This is a genomic window from Streptomyces sp. NPDC090083, from assembly GCF_044747445.1.
Taxonomy (GTDB): domain Bacteria; phylum Actinomycetota; class Actinomycetes; order Streptomycetales; family Streptomycetaceae; genus Streptomyces.
On the sequence record NZ_JBIVED010000002.1, the window covers coordinates 950,820 to 973,052 of the forward strand.

Below are 22,233 nucleotides of genomic sequence, written 5' to 3' on the forward strand. Positions count from 1 at the left end.
CGAGTCTGGCCGACCCCGTACGTACTGCGGAGCGCTCCGGGAGCCTGCGGTGAGGGAGTGAAGGGCCGGATCTTGGCGCCGAGACGATCAGATCAAGCCACCACCGAGCGCGATACGCAAAGCTACTGACCGACCTCCGCGCAGTACAGGGAATACTTAAGCGTCCACGTCCCGAAGCTCCTACCCTTCCACGCGCCGCACCGAGGTATGAATGGTCATCGCACACCCTCAGACCCGTCAGTTCGAGTCGTTCGTCACGAACCTGTCGTACGCACGCCAGATGGTGCGAGCGGGACAGGCGCTGGAGGTGCTCAGCCCCAACGGCATCGATACCGGCGATTTCTACCGGGCCGCCTGGGTGCAGTCCATCGCTGCCCTCGAGCACTGGGTGCAAGAAGAAGTCTTGCGCCGGGTCGCTGAGGAAGCTGCCAAGGACGACCCTGACATGCCGCGGAAGCTCCGCGAATACCCGTTGCCGCTCCACTGTCTGGAGAGGGTGCAGCGGGGCGAATCGACCACCTCTGAGGTGGTCGCAGAGAGGGTGCGCCAGGACATCGCCCGGCAGACCTTGCAGAACCCGGACGCCATCGCGAAGGTGATGGCGCTCGTCACCGACGTCAAGGTGTGGCGGGAGGCCGCGAAGTGGGTCAACCGGTGGAGCCAGTACCGCACTTCATACGATGAGAAGCGGCTGCGCAGTAAGTACATCCTGCTGCTCCGTCGTCGAAACCAGATTGCACACGACGCGGACCTGATCGACGGCGACCTCAAGCAGCGCCGGCTGATCGGCGAGGCTGATGTCACGGACGCGCTGAACTGGATCGAGCGGATCGCGCTCGCGCTCGCGTACGCACTGGACGGAGAGGCTTCCAGCCCCTCTGGGTTTCCAGCTCCAGACCCGACTTCGGTGGAGGCTTCGGAAACGACGGGTGGAGATCAGCCGCACCAGACTGACTGATCGTTGTTGAGCCCTGCGAACACGTCTTAGGATCCTTGTCAGTCCTCTGGTTTAGCCTTCGGCCATGCGACCGCGCCTTGAGAATGTTCTGCGCAACGCACTCGTGAGGAACCTAGAGTTGATCGAGCCGGGGCTCCGTCCGGTTCAGCTCGAGGAGTACCCGCTCCCCAATGCCCACGGCACGAGGGGCAGCATCGACATCCTTGCTCGCGATCGCCATCAGATGTGGGTGGTCATAGAACTGAAGCGGTCCCGGTCCAGCGCACGACAGGCCTTGCACGAAGTCAACAAGTACACGGAACTTCTCTGTCGGGAGAAGAACCTCGCGCCGGACCGCATCCGCGCCGTGATCGTGGCCATGCCGGATGACTGGAATGAGCTCCTCGTCGCTGTCAGTCACGCGGCACGTGACTGGAGCCATGATCTCCGCGGGTATCGGCTCCTCCTGGACGGTAGCGGTGCCCCTGAAGGGGCCGAGCGGGTGGAGCTACTGCCTCGGGCGTTCGAGCCTCGGGTTACCCCCATCCACAACCTGTTCTTCTTCACCTCGGAGGAACAGCGCGATCAGGGCTGGAAGGTCATCAGTAAGGTCGCGGACGAGCTTGGGACGCTCGACCTGCTAGCGGCGGATCTGGACCGGGTGGCGGAGAAGCACTACATCCCTGCGCTTTTCGGCCTGTACCTTGCGGTAGGCCGGGTGAACGAGGAAATCGCCTCGGAAGAACTCCTGGACGGTTACGACGGGCCAGAGCCTTTTGCCGCCGAATATCAGGCTGAGTACCTCGCCTTGTGTGCCATCTGCAATCGCCTTGCGCGCAGCGAGATGCGCGGCATGAACATGGAATCTGCTCAGCCAGGACTGCTTAAGAATCTTGCCGAAAACCCCAACTGGGCCATACGAGGCTTCCGAGGAACCGGCGCTTACGACGATACTGCTGCCTTCGAGCAGCAAGACCTGTTCCGCTTCCTCACCGGGGACGAGCGAGGAGACAGCCAGGTCCCCTATACGGGTACCGCCAGCCCGCAAGTAGCCAGCCGCTGGAAGGCGTTTCGGCAGGAGATTCGGCAGAGCCTCGGCGGCAACCATGAGTGGGAGTCACTGGTGGAGAGCTGGCTAGACGAAGTGAGCCCAAAGGTCGGTGACGGAGATATTGGGCTGCACGTCTACAACCCGTGCAATCTCCTACAAGCAATCACCCACGGTTGGCCCGACCGGATGGAGGAGCTTCTGCCGATGGTCATGGGTGAAGCTGTATCCGGGCACGGGCTGCGCAGTTCAGTGCGCGGCGCCCTTTGTTGGAACGGGCGAGGCATGTCGCTCCCCGATGCAGTACGGCTCGTATACCGTGACCCCCTGTTCCTCATGAGTAACATGTACGCGGGAACGGTGTGGGAACGCGACCGCGAGCTCCTAGATCTCCTCGGGCTGCACTACGTACTCCTGGAAAGCACCGGCCCCGCCCGGTCTGAGGCATCTGAATCCGACGAGCACCGCATCTGGGTGCAGCACGAGCAGGGTGCTCGATTCTATTCCTTGGCCTCGCATCCTCGCGAATACAGGCAAGCGTTCGCCAACATCGCGGCTGATGGCGAGATCGTCTCAGTTGGGCAGTACATCGCCAGGCACTCCCGCGAGGCTGAGATCGTGGCCAGGGAGTACCACGCTTTCATCCACACAATGTAGTGGACGCAGATCGCAACCAGAGTGACTGTGCGCCTTGGAGATGCGTCGTTAATGAGGTGGTAGCGGAGCGACGCCTGTCGATTTGTGTGGCTGGTTTCTGTCTGCACCGTCCGCGTGTTACCGATCGCGCGGATTCGCTGAGAAGATTGGATTGGTAGCGCGCTTCTTGCACACATGCGAGGCGGTGGTCACGATCTCAAGGACAGCAGTCCGGCAGATCGGGGGTGGCGGTTGGCGAGCGTCTTTCAGAGGTGCAAGAGGGATGCGCGCGACGGTAACTACCCCTGCTTGCGTCCAAGGTGCGGCCATGCGTGGACCGTGCGGTATCGGGAGTTGGGCGGCAGACAGGGGCGGCAGCGGGAGAAGTCGTTTCCGCGGAGGGTCGGCTTGGACGGTGCGGACGCCTTCGCTGCCGCTGTGGAGCAGGATAAGCAGACTCGCGTGCGCGTCGATCCTGCTCGCAGCGCTGTGCCCTTGTCGGTCTGGGCCGGGGAGTGGCTTGAGCGACGAGTCATCGGTGAGGCGACCCGTTGTAACTACGAAGGGTTCGTTCGCAACCATCTCGTGCCGAGTCTTGGTCGTAAGCCGCTGGCTGGGTTGGCGCGGCGGGACTTTGAGAGGTTCGTCAAGGACATCTACCGAGGCGGTGCAGGGCTGGCTGCGTCGACAGTGAACGACCGCATGGTGATGGTGGCCGCCATCATGGAAGCGGCCGTCGTCGATAAACGCATCACTGAGAATCCTGCCCGGGGCATCCGGGTATCCCGTAGGGATGCTGTGGCGGTGGACGAGGACGCAGTGCCGACGCCAGCTGAGGTTGATCTCATCGCTGCGCACATCACGCCACAGTTCCGCCTCGCCGTCTACCTTCAGTCCGGCACCGGCCAGCGACCCAGCGAGGCCCTGGCCTTCTCCACCGAGTGCAGGCGGTCTGGCTTCGTCAGGATCCGATGGCAGGTCAGTGCCAAGGCGCACCGCGAGGACTGTGAGACGCCCTTCGTCCCCATGAAGCATCGGCTGGAGAGGAGTGCCGAGATATCCCCACCGCCCTGTTCGTCGAGCAGGAGATTGATGCTCATATCCGCAGGTGGAAGCCGGTGCCCGTGGTTTTTGCCGGGCAGAAGGGCAAGCGGATTCGACTTGAGAGCTTCTTCGCTCCGCGTCAGCCTGGCGCCGGGGTGATGCCGTCCATCGCGTCCTACGGCTACCAGTTTAAGAGGGCATGCCTCTTGGCCGGCTTGGTCGATCTGGACGGCAAGGCCAAGTACTCGCCTCGTAGCCTGCGGCACTTCTTCGCCTCCACCGCCCTGGCCAACGGTGTGCCGATCCACGAGGTGTCACGCTGGCTGGGGCACCGTTCGGTCAAGACGACGGTCGATATCTACGGGCATCTGCTGCCCAGCGCGTGGGAGCGCTGCCGAGAAATCTTGCAGCGCTCCATGCGGCCCGTACCCCCGGACCTGACGTCCTTGCCGTCAGAGGAGGCGGGCTCGAGTGCCGGCGGTCGAGCTGTGTAGGCGTCCGAGGACTGGCTGGCCTGCGTGGTGCTGGGATAGAACGCCCGTGCTGGGATGGTGCTGGGATACCCCCTGCAGAACTCGCGTTTGCGCAGGTGGGAGCTCTGCACTACAGGTTCCGCTTCAATGTTTAATTGAAAATAAACTGCTTTCTGCGATTTCGAAAAGCGCAGGCCATGAGGGGTCTTCCTTTTAGGTAGACCCTTTTTTGGGGTCTGAAGGTGCTTAGGTGGGTGACGCTTCGAGTGCTGGTTGATGGGCGCGGTTGCGGCACCTGTCGGCACATGCGAAATTCCGTACCTATCTAGATTTCCAGGGTCGACATCAAATCGCCCGTTAGGTCATTCGCTGAGAATTTCGAGTGCGTCGTCGAGGTCTTTGATGAACTCCTGCCACGATGGCAGGCAGGTCACTGGTCCCTCGGGATCCAGTAGTTCGAGCATGCGCAACCGGTGCTGCGCGAAACGCTTCTGGAACTGGGTGAGGCGGCGCCCTTTGTACTCGCTTGCCCGCGCGAGCGAGTCCTTGAGCAGTTGTTTAGGGTCGGCGATTCTTTCCGCCGCAGCTCCCTTGGGAAGGTCAAGGCTGACGCGGCCGCGCGGGTTTTCGGCGACCTGGCGTAGGCACGCCTCATCAAGAAGCAGCCAGGCTTCCAGCATGCGGACTGGCACCACGGCGACGTGCTGGAGACTGGGCCACTCGGCAAGCACTGCGTCCTTGATCTCGTCCTTGCGGTCCTGAGCGGGACCGCGGTCAGCGTCTCGTTGCACCACCGCCAGGTCGTAGGTCCCTCCCAGGGTGCGGGCTGCTCGCAGTTTGTCCGGGACGGAATGGCCGGTCGTTGGTCGGAGCAGACCGAAATCGGGCACGGTGATCGAGATGTCGAGTTCCTTGCGTGCGGCAATGGATTCGATATGTGGTACGAGGCCGTTGTCGCTGCTGCCCTCGCCGATGAACAGAATGCGAGCGGTCACGCGGTCCCCCAGTCCAGCGTGAGCTGCGCTCCCACAGGTGTGGTGAGATACGGCAGAACGTCGGCTTTCGTTACAAAGTCGCCGCCTGCCCTTGTAGCTCGCCAGGTCTCGGCGAGTGGACGCAGGCGTAGTGCTCGGTTCAAGGAGCCGTTCTCAGACTTGTGGACCGCGGTGTCCGCGAACAAGAGGTCTTCAGGATTGACGAGTTGTACGACCCCGGGTGAGTGTGTGTTGATCAGCACCTGACGGAAAGGATTGTCCGTCCCAGGCTGCTCGGTAGGATCGACGGCAAGGTCCTGGACAAGGGTGACCATAGCGTTGAGGTTCGCGGGATGGATGCCGTTCTCGGGTTCCTCCATACAGATCAGACCGCGAACGGATGTGTCTTCGAGTAGGACACACAAGGCGAGAAAGCGCAGGGTGCCCTCAGAAAGGCTACGTGCGGGCAGTGTCATGCCGGCCACCTCGCGCACGTTGACTGTGAGGAGCTGCCGTACCTCATCTTGATCGACATCCAGATCGCGGATATGGATACCGGTCAGGTCTGTTAGGCGCCCGGCCACTCTGGCGTATACCTGGCTGGCATCCGCGCCGGGCGTGTCGTGGGCAACGCGGAAGAGCGTCGCGGGCAGATGGGAGCCGTCGGCGCCCATCACCTGTGGGTCGACATAACGGTCGGACCTGCGCAGTGCAGACGGCTCAAGAGCGAGCCGCCGCCAGGACTGCATTTCGCGGCGAGCCGCGAGGATGGTGGGGTCATCGCTGCTGGTGATAGTGGAGACGACGGTTGCGGGCGCCCGGGAGGCTGCGGCCGGTTTGGGCTGACCTCGGCTGCCCCCATCCTGGTGGATTTTGACGACAGATTCGCCAGATTCCGTCGTGGTTGAGATGAAAGGGGCGCCGCTGCGGTGGCCTTGGATGACGGTGTTGCGGAATTCCTTCGCGCTGTGAGGGAAGAGGAGGTGCCGGGGAGCCCTGCCCTTGGTGATGTGGCTCAGCGTCTCGTGGAGCAGGGTGAGGCGGCCGAAACGGTCAAGTCCGGATGGCTCTTGGTAGCCAATTTCAAGCTCGTATCGCAAAAACGTGGTCGTGGCCTTTGCAGCTCGGCCGAAGTCGTCTTGCGAATTGAGCGGGACGATCATCTCTGCCGCGAACCGCATCCGGTGGCGGCCAGGCTCGAAGCCCTTCCAGAAAAGGTCACGGGGGTCCCCGTGGCGCTCCCCGTGTACGCCCCGAACCTCTTGGGCCGCTTCCATCATTGACTGGTCGGCAAGAAGGGAGAGGAACTGGATGGCGTCAAAAACATTCGACTTGCCAGTGCCGTTCGCCCCTGCGATGCAGGTGAAGGGGCCGAAGTCGATGGACAGGTTCAGGAGGTTCTTGAACCCGTGGACTTCGAGGCGGGTCAGCATACTGTCTCCGTGGGCTCGCCGGGCGGATTCGCCAAGCCTACTGGCGGGGAACGTTCTTATCCCGCGTGTGCGGCGATGGCCACGACCGCTGGACGACCGTGCAGGCACTGTCCGCTAGCGGTGCCTCCATACGATCAGGTAGCCGCGGTTGTTGCCGCCTCGGCCACATCAAGGCCGCCTTGTGGACCGGTCGTCCATGGCCATCGGTTGCTAGACGGTGCGGATGACAGGGGCCGGTTTGATGTCCTGGGCGTCGATGAGGGCGCGGATGTCGTCCGGGTCCGAGGTCCAGATGATGGCACCGAGGCTGGCTGCGATGGTCACGACGGTGGCGTCGACGATGTCGGAGGTGCCGGCCTTGCCGCAAAGGATGCCTGCGGCCTTGGCGGTTTCGAGGCCGACGGGTACCACGTGGCACCCGGCGAGGAACTTGCCGAGCCGGACCTGGCGGCGGGAGTCCCGCCATGCCTGGCTGACGACGACGGACGGGACATGGAGGTCGCGGCCGTCTTCGAGAGCCAGGCTGTGGCGGGCCCACATGCGCCGGTCGTCGTTGTCGATGGCGATGAGTACCCCGGCGTCGTACAGGTAGGGGATGTTCACGCGGCCGAGGCTCCCGAACTGCTGAGGTACTCGGCGTCGGCGGCGGCCAGGTCCGCGCGGGCGGCGGCGAGCTCTTCCGGGGTGAAGGCGCCGTTCTCTGCCTGCCACTCCTGGATGACGGCCCGTCCGGCCCGCAGGCGCAACTCACGCTCGGCGGCCCCAGCGACAAGGCGGGAGAGCGGGATGCCTTCTTCCTCGGCGGCTCCGGCCAGGGCTTCGACCAGAGCTTCATCGAGAGTGATAGTCACCTTCTTAGTAGCCATACATCAACCATACCGTGGTATGGCCTCTAGTGTGGACGTTCCTGCGTGCGGTGGACGAGGGCGAGATTCCCATGCTGAACGAGGTCGACCTGATCGCGGAACGCATCGCCCCGCAGTTTCGGCTGTATCGGCTCCGTGTCTGCCTGCCGTCGTGTACGGGTCCCGTTCAGCACCCCACCGAGGCCCTGGCCTTCTCGGCCGACTGTCGACGGTCTGGCTTCGTCAGGATCCGCTGGCGGGTCAGCGTCAAGGTTCACCGCGATGGCTGCCGCACGGTCTTCGTGCCGCCCAAGCATCGGGCGGAGAGCGGCTACCGGGGCATCCTGGCCGCTCCGTTCGTCGAGCAGGAGGTTGACAACCACCTGTCATGCTGGGAGCCCGTGGCCTTCACCGGGTCAGCGGGGCGGAGGGTGGGGCAGGAAGCCTTCTTTGCCCCGTGCCGGAACGGCAAGGGCTTGATGCCTATCGCCTCAACGCCATGCGCCCGCCGATCGAGGGCTCAGAGGAGTCTGTCGCCGCAGCTTGACGTGCTGGATGAGCCTCGACGGGGCTGGCCAGGGTGCTGGATGCGATCATTCGAAGGAACGTCTCCGCGGCTGGGAGCACTGAACTGAATGTTCCGCTTCAACGTGTAACGCGTCACGGACGTATCGAGCACCCTCGCCCCACGAGCCCGGAACCAGGAGCTGGTTCCGGGCTCGTGGGTTTATCGTAAGAGTGATTAATTCTGTATTTGTTTTCCTGTGAGGGTTTCCGTCGCTTCCCCCGTAAACAAGGGTGAAGGGCGGAGGGCACATGGATGCAAAGAACAGATTCGAGACGCGAGCCACCTTCCTGCTGCTGCGCATGGAATGGTTCGGCGGTCTGGTCGTCTGTGTCGTGCTGGGTGTGCGGCATTTCTCGGAGATCCGGTGGGGAGTGTTCGTCTCCCTCTTTGTCGTCATCGACGCGATCGGTTATCTGCCCGGCGCGCTGGCTTTTCGGCGGAGTCCGGACGGGCTGATCTCGCGCTGGTACTTCGTGGCGTACAACACCATGCACAGCCTGGTGACCTGGGGTGTCGTCGCCGGGGCGTGGGCGGTGCTGGTGGAGCCGGAGTGGGCGTTGCTCGCTCTTCCTCTGCATCTGCTGGGGGACCGCGCCCTGTTCGGGAATTCCCTCAAGCCGTTCGGGGTGCTTTTCGAACCGCATCGGCATCCGGCGTACGGTGAATTCGAGCGGGTTTATCTGAATTCTGTCGGAGTTGGTTCCGGTGATTCCCGGAGGGGTGCCGATGCCGTCCGTCTTTGAGACCCTGGTCCGGCACAGTGACAATCCGAGTTCTTTTCTCGCCCTCAACCAGGGCAATGAGTACTTCCGGGACCCACGGTTCGACGGCACCTGCGTCTATCGGCGGTCGGGGCGGCACCTGCTGCAGTTCGCGGGGCCCTTCGCCGCGGAGGAGCAACGGGCGGGCCTGCTGGACGCCTTCGCTGCGCAGGCCGGGCCGGGGCGGCTGGTCGCCGTACAACTGCAGCGGGCGGACGCCGAGTTGTACGCGGCGCACGGGTTCACGGTGAACCAGCTCGGGGCGTCGTACGCCGTGGACCTGGGCCGGTTCACGCTGCGCGGATCGGCCTTCGTACGGCTGCGGAACAAGATATCCAGGGCTCGGCGCGCCGGTGTCGAGGTGGTCGAGGCGCCCTCCGCGGTCGACGACGAGGTGCGGGACGAGCTGGATCTGATCGACCGGGCCTGGCTGCGGGGCAAGGGCGGTGCGAAGGAACTGCGGTTCCTGGTGGGCGAGCGGACCGGGCCGGCTGCCGAACACCGGCGGTTGTTCGTGGGGCGGATCGGCGGGACGGCCGTCGGGTACATCAGTTACTCGCCGGTGTTCGGCAGCCGGCCGGGCTGGCTGCACGACCTCAGCCGGCGTTCTCCGGACGCTCCGCCCGGGGTGATGGAGGCGTTGAACGCGACCGCGATGGAGCGGATGTCCGCCGACGGCGCGGGGTGGCTGCACTTCGGGTTCACACCCTTCACCGGTCTCTCCGACGAGCACGAACTGCCGTGTGCGAGCCGGGCTTTCACGCGGTGCGTGCGGGCGCTTGCCCGGCACGGTGAGCGGATCTATCCGGCCGCGGCGCAGCTCGAGTACAAGCGGAAGTGGGCGCCCCACGTGGTGTTGCCCGAGTACATCGCCTTTCACGGGAGGCCCGGGCTCGCGGCGGTGTGGCAGCTGCTGCGGGTTACGCGGGCGGTGTAGGGCGAGGCCAGGGATGGGGTCGGGGCGGGGGTCGGCGTGGGGGTGACCGGCGGGGTGGCGGGGTGGCGGGGTGGTGAGCGGGCGGTCATCCCTTCGATCCCGCCACCGTAATCCCGTCCGTCCCGTCCATCCCGTCCATCCCGTCAGTCCCGTCAGTCCCGTCAGTCCCGTCAGTCCCGCCACCGTCATCCCGTCCGCCGGGCGGGGTCCAGCGCGACCGGGTCGTCCCGGAGCAGGGGAGCACATGAGGTTTCTGGAGCGCGAACGCGCCGTACTGACGAACATGCTGCCGGGGCTCGACGAGAGTCTGCGGGCGGTGCCGCTCATGGAGTTGGAGAGTCCGCGCAGTCCGGGTATCGGGCTCTTCCGCGACAGCGGTGGGCCCGGGCTCCTGGTGCCGGTCTCCTGCAAGGGGAAGGGGGCCACCGCGCTGGACGCCCTGCGGGTGCAGCGTGCGCTGGGGAGCAGGTCGCCGTCTCTTGCCGTGGCGACGACGATGCACCACTTCTCCATGGCCACCCTGGTCGGCCTGGTCACCGACGGCGAGGGACTGGAGTGGATGCTCGTCGAAGCGGTGGCCTCCGGCAACCGCCTGGTGGCCTCCGGGTTCGCCGAGGGGCGGCCGGGGGCCGGCATCCTCTCGCCGTCGATGACCGCCACGGTGGGACCCGACGGGGTGCGGATCAGCGGGGTGAAGCGGCCGTGCAGCCTCGCCCGGTCGATGGACCTGCTCACCGCCAGTGTCCTGGTGCCCGGTGAGCGGGGGGCGTGCGACGAGGTGGCGGTGGCGTTGGTGCCCGCCGAGAGCGAGGGGGTGAGCGTCAGCGGGTTCTGGTCCAGCTCCTTTCTCTCGGGGGCGGAGAGCGATCAGGTCACACTCACCGATGTGCTCGTACCGCCGGAACTGCTGGTGCGTACCTCCGGCTTGGACGGGCGCCTGGACGCACTGCAGACCGCGGGCCTGGTCTGGTTCGAGCTGCTGATGACGGGGAGCTACCTCGGGGCCGCCGCCGCGCTGGTGGAACGGGTGCTGCGCAACGAGCGGGTGCCCGAGGCGGAGCGGGTGCGGCTGCTGGTGGAGGCCGAGGGGGCGATGGCCGCCGCGGAGGGTGTCGCCCGCCGGCTCGACGAGGGCTGCCCGGACGAGTCGACGCTCGCCGACTCCCTGTATGTGCGGTACTGCGTCCAGGACGCCCTGGCCCGGATCGTTCCCCGGGCGGTGGAACTGCTCGGCGGCCTCAACTTCATGAGCTCGGACGAGGTCGGACACCTCGCGGCCTGCGCCAACGGGCTCTCCCTGCACCCGCCCGCACGGTCCAGGATGACCGGCCCACTGGCGGCCCACCTGGCCGACGGCCCCCTCACCGTCGCCTGACCTGCCTGACCTGCCTGACCCGACACCCGACACCCGACCCACCAGGCACCCGACCCACCAGGCACCCGGCACGACTGACCCTGATCGGCCGACCCACCTCCCACCCCGACACCGCCCTTCCCAACACCCCCCATCCGACGGGAGTTTCCGAACCATGCCGTTACAACCCCCCACCGGCACCACCGATCCCACCGCCCCGCCCCTTCCCTCCCGCCCCCGTCCCCGCCTGCTCCTCACGGGTGCCGCAGGCGTACTGGGGCAGGCCCTCGTCGACGAGCTCTGCGACGACTACGACCTGATCTGCCTGCGTCACCGCGCACCGCTGGACGACCCCCGGGTACGGGAGGTGACCGCTGATCTGAACGCACCCGGTCTGGGGCTCTCCGCGGCCCGGCGGCGGGACCTCGCCGCCGAGGTGGACGTGGTCGTGCACTCCGCCGCGGCCACCAACTGGCGTCTCGCCCCGGCCGACATCTGGCGCACCAACCTGGACGGCACCCGCTCGATGCTCGACCTGGCGGCCCGCGCCGACGCGCCCTTCTTCTACATGAGCACCGCCTTCGTCGCGAACCCGCTCGCGCCCGAGGAGCGGGAACGCTTTCCCGGAGCGGCGGCCTACCTCGCCTCCAAGTCGGCCGCGGAGGAAGCCGTACGGGCAGCCGACGCCCCGGGGGTGATCCTGCGCCCGTCGCTGGTCATGGGGGACTCGTCCACCGGCCGGATCGCGCGCGTGCAGGGTCTGACCCGGGCGCTGGGAGGGATCGTCAAGGGTCAGGTCCCGGTGCTGCCGGGTTCGCCCGGGACCCGGATCGACATGGTGCCGCAGGACGTGGTGGCCCGTGCGGTGGGCGACCTGGTCAGGTCCGGGGCCGCCCACGGCGAGTACTGGCTCACCGCAGGACGGGAGGCGATCCTGCAGCGTGAAGTCGTGGACATCTGCCTGGAGTTCGCCGGCCGCCACGGCGAACGCCCGCACCCGCCACGGCTGATCCCCGTGGAAGCCGTGCACCGATTGCTGCTGCCGCTCCTGGAGGGCCCGTCCTTCCCCGCCCTGGTACGACGCCGGCTCCAGGACTACGCCGAACTCCTGCTCGTCTTCCAGCGCGAACTGCCCTTCGCCTCCGACCTGGGCACATCCCACTGCGGTACGGCCCCCACCCGCGCGGCGATCCGCTCGGCGCTGACCCGCAACGTGGAGTGCTGGGCCACCGGCCGGGGCGGCCTGCGGCGGTCGGGGCCGGCCCGGACTCCGGCGGAGCTGGCGTCATGACGGAGGTGGAGACGGCGGCTCACCCACCCGCGGCGGCGGCCGGTCCCACCACCGCGCAGACGACCGCCCCCACCATGCCAGGGACGACCGCCCCCACCACCCCAGAGACGGCCGCCCCCACCCCACCCACCACGGCCCAGCTCTACCGCCGTCACCTCGGTACCGGCCGTGCCGTGATGGGCGCCGTGCTCGGCGGAATGGCGGAGGTCCGTTCCGAGGGAGCCTGGGTGCACACCGATGACGGGCGCCGGTATCTGGACTTCGGGGGATACGGCGTCTTCATCCTGGGGCACCGGCATCCGGCCGTACTCGACGCGGTGCGGCGGCAGTTGGACGCGCATCCGCTGGCGACCCGGGTGTTCCTGGAGCCCGTCGCCGCGCGGGCCGCCGCCGCGCTGGCCGCGCACACCCCGGCGGGTCTCGACCAGGTCCACTTCGTCAACTCCGGTGCGGAGGCGACCGAGGCGGGGCTGAAACTGGCCCGCGCCCATGGGCGCAGCGCGCTGGTGACCACCGTGTCCGGGTATCACGGGAAGACCCTGGGGGCGCTCAGCGTCACCGCCAACTCCCTTTACCAGCAGGCGTTCGAGCCGTTGCTGCCGGACACCGCGCAGGTCGCCCACGGGGACCTGGCCGGGCTGGACACGGCACTTCGCGAGCGTCGGGACCGGGCCTGCGTGATCCTCGAGCCGGTGCAGGGCGAGGGCGGGGTGCGGATCCCGCCGGCCGGGTATCTCGCGGAGGCGGCCGAGCTGTGCCGGGTGTACGGGGCGTTCCTGATCGTGGACGAGGTGCAGACCGGGCTCGGCCGGCTGGGCACCTGGTGGGGTGTGGACGCCGAGGGTGTGGTGCCCGATGTCCTCCTCGTGGGGAAGGGGCTGAGCGGCGGGGTCGTACCGGTCGCCGCGATGGTGGCCACCAGGGACGCCTACGAGCCGTTCTCCCGTGACCCCTACCTCCACACCTCCACCTTCGGCGCCTCGCCGATCGCGTGTGCGGCGGCGCTGGCGGCGGTGGAGACGATCGACCGCGAGGACATCGTGGACCGGGCCGCCGCGCTCGGGCGGGAACTGCTCGCGGGGGTGGCGGAGGTCTGTGCCCCCTACCGGGACCGTCTGGTGCGCGAGGTCCGCGGCAGGGGACTGCTGATCGGCGTCGAGTTCACCCGGGCACAGGCGGTCGGCGAGACGCTGCTGGAGCTGGTGAGCCGTGGCGTCCTGGTCAACCACTCCCTCAACTCCACGCGCGTGCTGCGGCTGACACCCCCGGCGGTCGCCGACGCCGACGAGACCCGGTTCTTCCTCGACGCCCTCGCCGAAGCCCTGCGCGCCGTGCACACCCGCCTCGCCACAGCCCCCCGTCAGTAAGGACGAACCCCATGCGCCATGTGACAGTCCGGATGACAGCACCCGGCATCGACCCCGAGCACGCCTACCGGAGGATCAGCGACTTCGGCCGGTATCCCGAACTCACCACGACCGTCCGCGCGGTGGAGGTGCAGCCGCCGCGGGCGGACGGTTCCGTCGTCTCCGCGTGGACCGTCGCCTTCCGCGACGGGCTGATGCGCTGGACGGAACGCGACACCTTCTCGCCGGCCACGCGCTCCATCGCGTTCGAGCAGCTCAGCGGTGACTTCGAGACCTTCGAGGGGAGTTGGGCCTGCGAGCCGCACCCGGACGGCACCACCGTCACCTTCCGGGCCGCGTTCGACCTGGGGATCCCCACGCTGGCGGAGATCCTCGACCCGGTCGCCGAGTCGACGCTGCGCACCAACATCGAGCAGATCCTCCAGGGTCTGCTCGGCACGGTGTCACCGGCCGGCCTCGCACCCGCCGCGCATGGCTGACCTCGCCCCGGCCCGGACGCGGGACCCCGGCGAACAGCTGCGGGACGAGCCGGGCCCTGACACCGAGCACTGCCTGCGTCTGTACGCGAAACTCGCCTCCGGCGTCACCGTGGTCACCACCCGGGGCGGGACCGGCCCCACCGGGATGACCGTCTCCTCCCTCACCTCCCTGTCGGCCCGGCCGCCCCTCCTCCTCGCCTGTCTGCGCAACGGTTCACCCACCCTCTCGGCGATCGGCGGCCAGGGCGTCTTCGCGGTCAACCTGCTCCGGGACAGCCAGGTCGCGCGGGCCACCCGCTTCGCCGACCCGGCCGCCCCGCCCGCCGAACGGTTCCGTGAGGTCCCCCTCCGTCCCGTGCTGGGCGCCCCCGTCTTCGGCGACGCGCTCGCCTGGTCGGTCTGCCTGGTCGAGGACATCCGCCGCTACGGCGACCACAGCGCCGTCGTGGGCCGCGTGGCCGCCGTGCGGGTGGCGGCGGGCCGGCCGCTGCTCTGGCACGACCGGAGGTTCGGGTCGCTGTCAGGGGCCGGGGAAGGAGCGCCCCGGTGACCCTGTTCGCACCGGGCACGCCCTGCTGGGACGCCGGAGACCCGGCCGGGACCGGCGCCGCGGACCCGCTCCCCCCGGTCCACGGCGGGATCGACGCCGATGTGGCGGTGGTCGGCGCGGGACTCGTAGGCCTGTCCACGGCCTATCACCTGGCGGAACGTCAGCCCTCCCTGGACATCGTGGTGGTGGACGCGCGGCGGCCCGCGGCGGGTGCCAGCGGGCGGGGCACCGGGCTGCTGGGACCCCGGGTGGGGCCGCCGGTCGACCGGGCGGTGCGGCGGTACGGGCCCGTCGTCGCCCGCCGGATACACCGGGCGAGTGTCGAGGCGGTACGGCAGGTCGTGGACCTGTGCGACCGGCTCGGCGTGCCCTGCGCGGACGGGGAGCAGATCGTCGCGGCCCGTTCCCGCGCCGGGCTCGCTTCCCTGGCGCGGCAGGCCGCCGCCTACCGCGCCCTGGACCTGGAGGTGCCCGTCCTGTGCGCCGCCGACATCCGGTGCCGGGTCGACGTGCCGTACCACGCGGGCCTGCTCCACCGGCAGACGGCCACCCTCGATCCGGCCGCGCTGACGGCGGCGCTGGCGAGCGCCTGCGTCGCGAAGGGCGTACGGCTGCACGGCGGCAGCCCGCTGCTGGAGGTGCGCGGCACGGACGGGCGGTGGCCCCGACTGCTGTTCCCGCAGGGCACGGTGAGGGCGCCGAAGGCCGTGCTCGCGGTGAACGCCGGGGCGGCCGGGCTCGGCCTGCCGGTGGGCACGGTGCTCGGGCTGGAGGTGCACGCGGTGGCGACCGAACCGCTGGGTCACGAGGCGCGGGCACTCCTCGGGCACGGCGGTCTCGCGGTGGTCGACGCCGTACCGCTCGCCCCGTACTTCCGGCTCACCCCCGACGGCCGACTGGTGGTCGGGGGCGGTACCGCCCTCTGCCCGGACGGGGTCGGGCCCCGCCGCAGAGCCGTGCTGCGGGTCTTCGCGTTCCACCGGCTGGAGCAGTGGCTGCGGGCGCTGCATCCGGCGCTGGCCGGGGTGGAGGTCACCCATCGCTGGGCGGGCGGGATCGCGGTGACGGCCGACGGTCTGCCCGTGGTGGGGCCCGTCCGGGGGCGACCCGGTGTCTGGTACGCGGGCGGCTGCAACGGGCACGGCCTCGCGATGTCCGTGGCACACGGCTCCAGCCTCGCCGCCTCGCTGCTGGGCGACGCGGACACACCCGAACCGCTGCCCTGGCACCGCTCCCGGGCACCCCGGCTGCCGGTGTCGGGACCGGCCCGGCCGCTGCTGCGGGCCCACCTTGCGGCACTGGACCGCACCGCCCGCCGCGCGGCCGGGCCCGCACTCGGACCCCGGCAGTGAGGAGCCGCGGGCCGCTCGGCCGATTCCCCCGGCGACGCACGGACGCGGGGCCCACAGAACCCACAGGGACCAAAAGAGAGGAACAGCAATGATCGGCACCCTGCTGGCAAGGCCGCTGGAACTCATGGAGGACAACTTCCGCAGGCCGACCGGGCGAGCCGGGCGGTTCTTCGGGAACCTGATGGCGGTGCAGCACCGGAGTCTCACCGAGTGGACGATCGAGCACATGGACGTGCGCGGCCGGGACCGCGTGCTGGACGTCGGCTGCGGCGGCGGCATGGCGGTGAAGCTGCTGTCGCGGCGGGCCGCGCAGGGGTTCACCGCCGGGGTCGACCTCTCGATGGAGATGGTCGAGCAGGCGGCACGGCGCAATCTGCCGGCCATCGCCCGCGGCCGGGTCGAGGTCCGGCACGGGGACTGCGCCCAACTGCCGTACGAGGAAGGCTCGTTCGACCAGGTCTGCGCGATCGAGACCTTCTACTTCTGGCCGGATCCGATGGGCGGACTCGCCGAGGCCCACCGGGTGCTGAAGCCGGGCGGTCAGCTGGCGATCACGCTGGAGATGAGCCGGGAGGCCGCCGACGATCCGTCCCTCGTCCAGCGGTTCTTCGGCCGGCGCTTCACGGAACGCTCGGAGCGCGCGGGGCTGCACATCCTCTCCGGGGACGACCTGGTGGACCGGCTCACCAAGGCCGGGTTCAAGGACGCGCGGTTCGTGTCGGAGCCGCGCCGTTCGCTGGGCTGGGTCTGCGCGCTGGCGCGGAAGTGAGGGCGGGGCGATGACCGACGCGGCGCGCATCGGCGCGGTGCCGGACGCACCCAGGGCGGCCGGACTGCCGTTGCTGGGCAGTGTGCTGGACTTCCGGCGCGACATCCTCCAGGCCATGCGCCGGGGGCGCACCGCCCACGGTGACCTGGTCCGCTACCGGCTCGGCCCGGTGACCGTGCACGGCGTGACCAGCCCGGAGCTGGCCGCCGAGGTGCTGACCGACAGCGACCGGTTCGGGAAACTCGGGCCGGACAACCCGCTCCGGCTCGTCCTCGGCGAGGGCCTGCTGACCAGCGACGACCACGAGAGCTGGCTGCGCAACCGGCGGATGATGCAGCCGATCTACACCAAGCAGGCCCTCGCGGGCATGTTCGCGACGATGGGCGTCTCGGCGGCCGAGCAGATCGCGCACATGGCCGACCGCTACCGGACGGGCGCGGTGGTGGACCTGCACACGGAGATGATGCGGGTCACCCTCGACATCGTCAGCCGCTGCATGTTCAGCACCGATGTCAGCCACACCCTGGCCGGGCTCGGCCCGGACGCGGTGGACGTCGCCGTCAACTACGCCTTCGACCGGCTGCAGAACCCGCTGAGCCCGCCCACGTCCTGGCCGACCCCGCGCAACCGCCGCTTCCACGAGGTCATGCGGGGACTCGACGACCTCATCCACCGGATCATCGCGGACCGCCGGCGGCCCGACGCCCCCACCGGCGGCGGGGACCTCCTCGACATGCTGCTGGCCGCCCGCGACGCCGACACCGGCCGGGGCATGACCGACCGGGAGCTGCGGGACGAGGTGATCACCACCTTCGCCGCTGGCCACGAGACCACCGCGATCACCCTCACCTGGGCCTTCTACCTGCTCTCCCGGCATCGCGAGGTCCTGGAGCGGGTCCAGCGCGAGGTCGACGGCGTCCTGGGCGACGGCCTGCCCACCCCCGACGACCTGGCGGAGATGCCGTACACCCTGCGCGTCTTCGAGGAGGCGCTCCGCCTCTACCCGTCGGCGCCGATCCTGCCCCGGCTCGCGCGGCGGGACACCGAACTCGGCGGCTACCGGGTGCCGGCCGGGTCACGCGTCCTGGTGAATCTCTACGACATCCACCGCGACCCCCGGCACTGGCCGGACCCCGAGCGCTTCGACCCGGACCGCTTCCTGCCGGAGTCCGGCAAGGGGCGCCACCGCTTCGCCTATCTGCCGTTCGGCGCCGGGCCGCACCTGTGCATCGGGAAGCACTTCGCGCTGATGGAGGCGCATCTGCTGCTGTGCGCCCTGGTGCGCCGCTGGGAGTTCCGCCATGTTCCCTCTCACCGGGTGGTGAACCACGCCACCATCACCCTGCGGCCGCGGTACGGAATGCTGATGACGATGCATCGGCGGACGCCCTCGGCCGCCCGGCCCGCCCATGCCCGGTAGACCGCCCCCGGACACGATCCTGCCGCCGCACGCCATCCCGCCGCACGCCATCCCGCCGCACACCATCCCACCGTGTACGACCCCACCGCACACGACCCCCGCGCCGGAGCCGACCGCGGCCGGGAGAACGGACCTCATGAACGCCGACACCTCGCTCCTCGACCCCAAGCACATCAACCGGACCCGCTACCGGCCGGGCCGGCGGGCCGGCCACTACGAGAGCTTCTACCAGCGGGGCAACCACCCCACCGAACCCCGCGCCTTCTGGATCCGGTACACCGTGTTCAGCCCCGCCGGCATGCCCGAGGCGGCGATCGGCGAACTCTGGGCGATCTGGTTCGACGGGGTGACCGGACGGCACGTGGTCGCCAAGGAGGAACACCCCATCGCGGACTGCCACTTCAGCGCCGACTCGTTCGGCGCCCGGGTCGGCGACCGCGTGCTCGAACCGGGCCGTCTCCAGGGCGAGGCGCGGGGACCGGACGGCCGGATCGGCTGGGACCTGACGTACACCGGGGGCCAGCGGCCGCTGTTCCTGCTGCCGCCGCGGATGTACACCGGCGGCTTCCCCAAGGCCAAGAGCCTCGTCGGGACACCGCTCGCCCGGTACAGCGGCAGCCTCGACGTCAACGGCGAGGAGATCGGCATCGACGGCTGGACCGGCAGCCAGAACCACAACTGGGGCAGCCGGCACACCGACCACTACGCCTTCGGCCAGGTCGCCGGTTTCGACGGGGAGCCCGACAGCTTCCTGGAGGTCGTCACGGCCCGCGCCAAACTCGGCCCCGTGCACATCCCGCAGGTCACCTTCCTCGTCCTGCGCCACGACGACCGCGAGTACTCGCTCGTGTCCCTGCGCCAGGCGCTCACCGCCAAGGCCGACTTCGGCTACTTCTACTGGGACTTCGCCACGTCCGACGGCACCGTCGACATCCGCGGCCGGATGACCGCCCCCGAGGAACGGTTCGTGGGCCTCAACTACTACAACCCGCCCGGCGGGATCAAACACTGCCTCAACACCAAGATCGGCTCCTGCACGGTCGAGATCGCCAACCGGGTCACCGGCAGGCGCACCGCGCTCAGGACCGACGACCGCGCCCTGATGGAGATCCTCACGGACGACCGTGAGCACGGCATCACCATCCGCGCGTGAGGAGGGACCGGGACCCGGCCCCGCTCGGCGAACGCGTCACGGTCCGGGTGCCGGCGGACATCGCCTACGCCGCCGTGGCGGACGTGACGCGCATGGAGCGGTGGAGTCCGGAGGTCCGGGGCGTCCGGGTGCTGGGCGGCGGCCCGGGACCCGTGCGCGTCGGCACCCGCTTCGTGGGGCTCAACCGCGCCTCCTGGCTGCCCTGGGCGACCCTGTGCACGGTGGTCGCCGCCCGGCCGGCACGCTGCTTCGCCTTCGAGGTCCGCTTCCTGGGCGTCGCCCTGTCCCGGTGGACGTACCGCTTCAGGGAGGTGCCCGGCGGATGCGAGATCACGGAGGAGTGGCTCGACCTGCGCTCGCCGGTCGCCGGCGGACTGCTCACCGCCGTCAGCCCGGCGGTCACCGGTGTGGTCCGGCGCCGCGAACGCAACCGCGCGACGATGCGCGCGACACTGGCCGCGCTTCGGGAGGCGCTGGAGGGCGGTGGCTGAGACCGGGACGGACGTGGGGAGGGGCAGGGAGGGGCAGGGAGGGAGCAGGGAGAGGGATGCGGATGGGGCGTCCGGGCCCGGCTCCGGCCGTGTCAGCGGGAGCGGCGGCGGTGGTCCAGCAGCAGGGCCATGGCACCGAGGGCGATCAACCCCGCGTAGGAGGAGCCGCGTTCACCGCCCAGGGAGGCCGGAGTCCTCGGGTGGTGGACCTGGAGCGCGAAGCGCCGGTTGGACGCGTCGGCCAGCAGCCCGCGCAGCTGCTCGGGGCTGGTGGTGGCCGTGACCATGAGGTCCATCGCCGTACGGCCCAACTGCTCCAGCGAGATGTACTCGCCCAGCAGGGACATCACGATGCCGCGCACCTCGCCCTTGAAGATCTCCGCGAGCGACAGTTCGGGCGCCAGACAGCGCACCGAGCCCTCAAGGTTGGCGAAGGACTTGCCCAGCAGGGAGATCGAGGGCGCGGAACCGATGCCCCGCTTGGTGGCCTTCTCCAGCACGGTGGTGAGCGAGACGCCGAAGTTCAGCTCGCCCAGCGAGGCGCTGGAGATCTTGGGGACCAGCGCCGCCATGTCGGAGGCGAACGCCGGCAGGTTCGCCCACGCGGTGAGTTTCCCCATGTCGGCCCAGGCGCGGGCCAGTCCGTGGCCGTCGTTCTGCGCCAGCGCCATCAGCAGCGGCAGCAACTGCAGGCTGGTCCGCTTGTCCAGACGCCCCACCATGCCCCAGTCGATCAGCGTGGCGGGGCCACCGGGCAGGGCGAAGACGTTGCCCGCGTGCGGGTCCGCGTGGAACGTCCGCTGCACGAAGTAGCCGCGGTACATGAACCGCAGCAGGTCCTTGCCGATGTCGGTGCGCTCCCGGTCGCTGAACGCCCCGGGGTCCAGATGCCGTACGGACATGCCGGGAGCCAACGACTGCACCAGCACCCGGGGTGTGGCCGAGAGGACCTCGGGGACGGCCAGGGTGCTGAAGTCACGGGCGGCCTCCCGGCCCTCCTCCATGTTGCGGGCCTCGCCGGTGAAGTCCAGCTCGGGTTCCATGGCGTCGAAGATCGAGCCCAGCATCGCCTCGACGTCGATGACCTCGTTGAACCGGGGTGCCGCGCGGGCCACGATGCGGGAGGCCCGGCGCAGCAGGGCCATGTCGGCCCGGACCGCCTCGCGGATCTCCGGCCGCTGGATCTTCACCACGGCCGGTCTGCCGCCGGGCAGGGTCACCCGGTAAACCTGGGCCAGCGAGGCCGCGCCCAGCGGTTCGGTGGTGTCGACGTCGTCGAACCTGAGCTTCCAGTCGGGGCCGAGGTCCTTCTCCAGGACCGGCTCGAACAGGGAGAACGGCTGCACGTCGACCTGGTCGTGCAGGTTCTGGAACTCGGCGATCATCGACGGCGGCACCATGTCCGGCCGCGTGGACAGGATCTGACCGAGCTTCACATAGAACGGGCCCAGGCTCTCCAGCGCCTTCCGTACGGCGCGGGCGCGCCGGCGGGCGTCCCCGGCGGCGGACTCCTCCTCCGCCGGGGACCGGCCGTTCCCCTTGGATCTGCCGCGTTCCCGCGCCGTGTGACCGACCTCGTCGGCGATCAGACTGCCCAGCACCTTCACGACCAGCCGGAGCCGGTCGCCGATCAAGGTCCTCACGACGCGGGGTCCCTCCTCGGGGTTCTCGGGGTTCTGCTGAAGCAGGCCCGGCGCACGGGGCGCGGGTCAACGGCCTTGTGCCTGGGCGGAGTCGGTCATCCCTTCTTGGCCGGCGGACGGACTCCGGCACTCGCCGCCACATCGCTGATCGTGTCCAGGGCGCCGACCAGCGAGGACAGCAGGTCGGTCAGTTTGGCGATCTGCTGGGGCAGGGTCGCCAGGGATTCGGCCAGGCCGCCGAGCTGACCGAAGGCGGCGAGCGGATTGGTGGCGAGCGGATTGGTGGCGGGGGAGGAGGCGGCGGACTGGCCGGTCAGTCCGGCGAGGGCGACAGCCGGGTTCACGCCCGCCAGGACGGCGAGCGGGTTGGCGTTCGCGAGCGCGGCCAGGGGGTTCACCGAGCCGGAACCCCGGTCGGAGGGGGCGCCCGCCAGGAGCGCGAGCGGGTTGGCGCCGGCGAGCGCGGCCACGGGGTTCAGCCCGCCGCCGAACGCCGCCATCGCCTGCAGCGTCCCGAGGGGCGTCCCGGCGAGGGCCGCCATCGGAGCGGCGGCGCCGAACCAGTCCTGGACGTCGGACTTCCTGGACTTGTTCGGCGGGTCGAGGAATTCGTTGAACGCTTTGTTGGAACTGTCGGCGATATCGCCGAGTAAGTTCTTGATGGTGTCCTGTGTGCTCGGTTTGTCGGCCACTTTTCGGAATGTCCTT

22 protein-coding genes are annotated in these 22,233 nt (G+C 69.1%); 16 read left to right on the forward strand and 6 right to left on the reverse strand.

The window, feature by feature from the left end; all coding sequences use genetic code 11:
- The first annotated feature begins 211 nt into the window (after positions 1 to 211).
- The 4 genes from ACIPTO_RS10095 (at position 212) to ACIPTO_RS10110 (ending at position 4,159) form a co-directional block, all read left to right on the forward strand.
- A complete protein-coding gene (locus tag ACIPTO_RS10095) occupies positions 212 to 958 on the forward strand; it encodes a hypothetical protein (protein ID WP_401190597.1) in 747 nt (248 codons plus the stop codon).
- A 64-nt stretch (positions 959 to 1,022) separates the two neighbouring features.
- Entirely contained in the window at positions 1,023 to 2,642 is a 1,620-nt protein-coding gene (locus ACIPTO_RS10100; RefSeq protein WP_401190599.1) for an endonuclease NucS domain-containing protein, read from the forward strand.
- Between the two features lie 387 nt (positions 2,643 to 3,029).
- On the forward strand, positions 3,030 to 3,824 hold the full coding sequence (locus tag ACIPTO_RS10105) for a hypothetical protein (protein ID WP_401190601.1): 795 nt from the start codon (positions 3,030 to 3,032) through the stop codon (positions 3,822 to 3,824).
- 56 nt (positions 3,825 to 3,880) lie between these two features.
- On the forward strand, positions 3,881 to 4,159 hold the full coding sequence (locus ACIPTO_RS10110; RefSeq protein WP_401190603.1) for a tyrosine-type recombinase/integrase: 279 nt from the start codon (positions 3,881 to 3,883) through the stop codon (positions 4,157 to 4,159).
- Between the two features lie 341 nt (positions 4,160 to 4,500).
- Here ACIPTO_RS10110 and ACIPTO_RS10115 read toward each other — a convergent pair whose 3' ends face one another.
- The 4 genes from ACIPTO_RS10115 to ACIPTO_RS10130 form a co-directional block, all read right to left on the reverse strand.
- Positions 4,501 to 5,133, reverse strand: coding sequence for a hypothetical protein (locus tag ACIPTO_RS10115; RefSeq protein ID WP_401190605.1), 633 nt, complete (start codon positions 5,131 to 5,133; stop codon positions 4,501 to 4,503).
- A complete protein-coding gene (locus ACIPTO_RS10120; protein WP_401190607.1) occupies positions 5,130 to 6,545 on the reverse strand; it encodes an AAA family ATPase in 1,416 nt (471 codons plus the stop codon). The genes ACIPTO_RS10115 and ACIPTO_RS10120 overlap by 4 nt, the downstream gene beginning before the upstream one ends.
- 210 nt (positions 6,546 to 6,755) lie before the next feature.
- Positions 6,756 to 7,148 carry a PIN domain-containing protein gene (locus ACIPTO_RS10125; RefSeq protein WP_401190609.1) on the reverse strand — a complete coding sequence of 131 codons (393 nt, stop codon included), beginning with the start codon at positions 7,146 to 7,148 and terminating at the stop codon, positions 6,756 to 6,758.
- The gene (locus ACIPTO_RS10130; protein WP_401190611.1) at positions 7,145 to 7,411 is read right to left on the reverse strand and encodes a hypothetical protein; all 267 of its coding nucleotides are present in this window, start codon (positions 7,409 to 7,411) and stop codon (positions 7,145 to 7,147) included. Before ACIPTO_RS10130 ends, ACIPTO_RS10125 begins: the two co-directional genes overlap by 4 nt.
- A gap of 795 nt (positions 7,412 to 8,206) precedes the next feature.
- On the opposite strand from ACIPTO_RS10130, the gene ACIPTO_RS10135 reads away from it, so the two are divergent.
- The 12 genes from ACIPTO_RS10135 to ACIPTO_RS10190 all read left to right on the forward strand — a co-directional run bounded on the left by ACIPTO_RS10135 (position 8,207) and on the right by ACIPTO_RS10190 (position 19,882).
- Complete coding sequence (locus ACIPTO_RS10135; RefSeq protein WP_401190613.1) at positions 8,207 to 8,701, forward strand: hypothetical protein; 495 nt, start codon at positions 8,207 to 8,209, stop codon at positions 8,699 to 8,701.
- Positions 8,685 to 9,656 carry a bifunctional lysylphosphatidylglycerol flippase/synthetase MprF gene (locus tag ACIPTO_RS10140; protein ID WP_401190615.1) on the forward strand — a complete coding sequence of 324 codons (972 nt, stop codon included), beginning with the start codon at positions 8,685 to 8,687 and terminating at the stop codon, positions 9,654 to 9,656. The genes ACIPTO_RS10135 and ACIPTO_RS10140 overlap by 17 nt, the downstream gene beginning before the upstream one ends.
- 244 nt (positions 9,657 to 9,900) lie before the next feature.
- Positions 9,901 to 11,031, forward strand: a complete 1,131-nt coding sequence (locus tag ACIPTO_RS10145) for an acyl-CoA dehydrogenase (RefSeq protein ID WP_401190617.1) — start codon at positions 9,901 to 9,903, stop codon at positions 11,029 to 11,031.
- Between the two features lie 154 nt (positions 11,032 to 11,185).
- Positions 11,186 to 12,301, forward strand: a complete 1,116-nt coding sequence (locus ACIPTO_RS10150; RefSeq protein WP_401190619.1) for an SDR family oxidoreductase — start codon at positions 11,186 to 11,188, stop codon at positions 12,299 to 12,301.
- On the forward strand, positions 12,298 to 13,668 hold the full coding sequence (locus tag ACIPTO_RS10155) for an aspartate aminotransferase family protein (RefSeq protein WP_401190621.1): 1,371 nt from the start codon (positions 12,298 to 12,300) through the stop codon (positions 13,666 to 13,668). Before ACIPTO_RS10150 ends, ACIPTO_RS10155 begins: the two co-directional genes overlap by 4 nt.
- A gap of 11 nt (positions 13,669 to 13,679) precedes the next feature.
- Positions 13,680 to 14,147 carry a type II toxin-antitoxin system RatA family toxin gene (locus ACIPTO_RS10160; protein ID WP_401190623.1) on the forward strand — a complete coding sequence of 156 codons (468 nt, stop codon included), beginning with the start codon at positions 13,680 to 13,682 and terminating at the stop codon, positions 14,145 to 14,147.
- Positions 14,140 to 14,697: a flavin reductase family protein gene (locus ACIPTO_RS10165; RefSeq protein ID WP_366315888.1), complete on the forward strand. Its 558-nt coding sequence runs from the start codon at positions 14,140 to 14,142 to the stop codon at positions 14,695 to 14,697. Before ACIPTO_RS10160 ends, ACIPTO_RS10165 begins: the two co-directional genes overlap by 8 nt.
- Positions 14,694 to 16,049 (forward strand): NAD(P)/FAD-dependent oxidoreductase, encoded by a 1,356-nt coding sequence (locus ACIPTO_RS10170; RefSeq protein WP_401190626.1) that lies wholly within the window; start codon positions 14,694 to 14,696, stop codon positions 16,047 to 16,049. The genes ACIPTO_RS10165 and ACIPTO_RS10170 overlap by 4 nt, the downstream gene beginning before the upstream one ends.
- An 88-nt stretch (positions 16,050 to 16,137) precedes the next feature.
- Positions 16,138 to 16,818 (forward strand): class I SAM-dependent methyltransferase, encoded by a 681-nt coding sequence (locus ACIPTO_RS10175; protein ID WP_401190628.1) that lies wholly within the window; start codon positions 16,138 to 16,140, stop codon positions 16,816 to 16,818.
- A 10-nt stretch (positions 16,819 to 16,828) separates the two neighbouring features.
- Entirely contained in the window at positions 16,829 to 18,238 is a 1,410-nt protein-coding gene (locus ACIPTO_RS10180) for a cytochrome P450 (protein WP_401190630.1), read from the forward strand.
- Positions 18,239 to 18,374: 136 nt separating this feature from the next.
- A complete protein-coding gene (locus ACIPTO_RS10185) occupies positions 18,375 to 19,391 on the forward strand; it encodes a hypothetical protein (RefSeq protein ID WP_401190632.1) in 1,017 nt (338 codons plus the stop codon).
- Positions 19,388 to 19,882, forward strand: a complete 495-nt coding sequence (locus tag ACIPTO_RS10190) for an SRPBCC family protein (protein ID WP_401190634.1) — start codon at positions 19,388 to 19,390, stop codon at positions 19,880 to 19,882. The genes ACIPTO_RS10185 and ACIPTO_RS10190 overlap by 4 nt, the downstream gene beginning before the upstream one ends.
- Positions 19,883 to 19,974: 92 nt before the next feature.
- On the opposite strand, the gene ACIPTO_RS10195 is transcribed toward ACIPTO_RS10190, so the two are convergent.
- Together ACIPTO_RS10195 and ACIPTO_RS10200 are read right to left on the reverse strand one after the other, a co-directional pair.
- Complete coding sequence (locus ACIPTO_RS10195) at positions 19,975 to 21,525, reverse strand: ABC1 kinase family protein (protein WP_401190636.1); 1,551 nt, start codon at positions 21,523 to 21,525, stop codon at positions 19,975 to 19,977.
- Positions 21,526 to 21,620: 95 nt separating this feature from the next.
- The gene (locus tag ACIPTO_RS10200) at positions 21,621 to 22,217 is read right to left on the reverse strand and encodes a hypothetical protein (protein WP_401190638.1); all 597 of its coding nucleotides are present in this window, start codon (positions 22,215 to 22,217) and stop codon (positions 21,621 to 21,623) included.
- Between the last annotated feature and the right edge of the window lie 16 nt (positions 22,218 to 22,233).

Coding starts and splice junctions, on each gene's coding strand:
- ACIPTO_RS10095 (WP_401190597.1), top strand. CDS start 212: ATGGTCATCGCACACCCTCAGACCCGTCAGTTCGAGTCGTTCGTCACG.
- ACIPTO_RS10100 (WP_401190599.1), top strand. CDS start 1,023: ATGCGACCGCGCCTTGAGAATGTTCTGCGCAACGCACTCGTGAGGAAC.
- ACIPTO_RS10120 (WP_401190607.1), bottom strand. CDS start 6,545: ATGCTGACCCGCCTCGAAGTCCACGGGTTCAAGAACCTCCTGAACCTG.
- ACIPTO_RS10130 (WP_401190611.1), bottom strand. CDS start 7,411: ATGGCTACTAAGAAGGTGACTATCACTCTCGATGAAGCTCTGGTCGAA.
- ACIPTO_RS10135 (WP_401190613.1), top strand. CDS start 8,207: ATGGATGCAAAGAACAGATTCGAGACGCGAGCCACCTTCCTGCTGCTG.
- ACIPTO_RS10140 (WP_401190615.1), top strand. CDS start 8,685: ATGCCGTCCGTCTTTGAGACCCTGGTCCGGCACAGTGACAATCCGAGT.
- ACIPTO_RS10145 (WP_401190617.1), top strand. CDS start 9,901: ATGAGGTTTCTGGAGCGCGAACGCGCCGTACTGACGAACATGCTGCCG.
- ACIPTO_RS10150 (WP_401190619.1), top strand. CDS start 11,186: ATGCCGTTACAACCCCCCACCGGCACCACCGATCCCACCGCCCCGCCC.
- ACIPTO_RS10155 (WP_401190621.1), top strand. CDS start 12,298: ATGACGGAGGTGGAGACGGCGGCTCACCCACCCGCGGCGGCGGCCGGT.
- ACIPTO_RS10160 (WP_401190623.1), top strand. CDS start 13,680: ATGCGCCATGTGACAGTCCGGATGACAGCACCCGGCATCGACCCCGAG.
- ACIPTO_RS10165 (WP_366315888.1), top strand. CDS start 14,140: ATGGCTGACCTCGCCCCGGCCCGGACGCGGGACCCCGGCGAACAGCTG.
- ACIPTO_RS10175 (WP_401190628.1), top strand. CDS start 16,138: ATGATCGGCACCCTGCTGGCAAGGCCGCTGGAACTCATGGAGGACAAC.
- ACIPTO_RS10180 (WP_401190630.1), top strand. CDS start 16,829: ATGACCGACGCGGCGCGCATCGGCGCGGTGCCGGACGCACCCAGGGCG.
- ACIPTO_RS10185 (WP_401190632.1), top strand. CDS start 18,375: ATGAACGCCGACACCTCGCTCCTCGACCCCAAGCACATCAACCGGACC.